1 protein-coding gene is annotated in these 515 nt (G+C 66.0%); it reads right to left on the reverse strand.

The features are described from left to right. Positions 1–253 precede the first annotated feature (253 nt). Positions 254–515, reverse strand: a 262-nt coding sequence (locus ACTFO6_RS17595; protein WP_439935720.1) for a hypothetical protein, incomplete at its 5' end; no start/stop codon positions are given.

Here is a 515-nt window from a genome sequence, read left to right on the forward strand (position 1 = left end):
GCCTTGGCAGGAGCAGGCCGACGTGACTCCAGCAGTTCTTCGGCAAGCGTCAGTCCCCGGCGGCCTGCCTGACCGCCTTGGGGACGTTCAGAGTATAGTCTTGCCATATCGCATCCCTCCGCGCGCTCCCCCATGAAAGAAGCCAAGCCAGGCGGGCGAGGGTGCCCGCTTTTCGGGAGCGACCCTAGGCTTGGCGTAACGGCTTTACTTTAGTCTCTAGCGGCGGCCCTTTCGGCCGCCGACGCGCCTGACCTCACTCGCCCTCATCCATCAGCTCCGAGAGGTGGAGCTGCAGCTTCGTGACGGCGCCCAAGGCGAAGGTGGGGCTCCTCGCCGCCTCCCCGGTGATGGCGAACTCGTAGCATCGGTGCTTGTGCATGGCTACCAGCGCAAGCCCGGTAAGGCTGCCCTTGCGGGCCGAATCGAGGAGCTCTTCCAGGAGCGCCACCGTGTCACGAGAGACCGGCTCGCCGATCACCTGCAGCAGCGGCCTGACCTCCGCCATGGGGCGATTC

The sequence above is a fragment of the Pelomicrobium sp. G1 genome (genome assembly GCF_051905455.1).
In the GTDB taxonomy this organism is placed as follows: domain Bacteria; phylum Pseudomonadota; class Gammaproteobacteria; order Burkholderiales; family UBA6910; genus Pelomicrobium.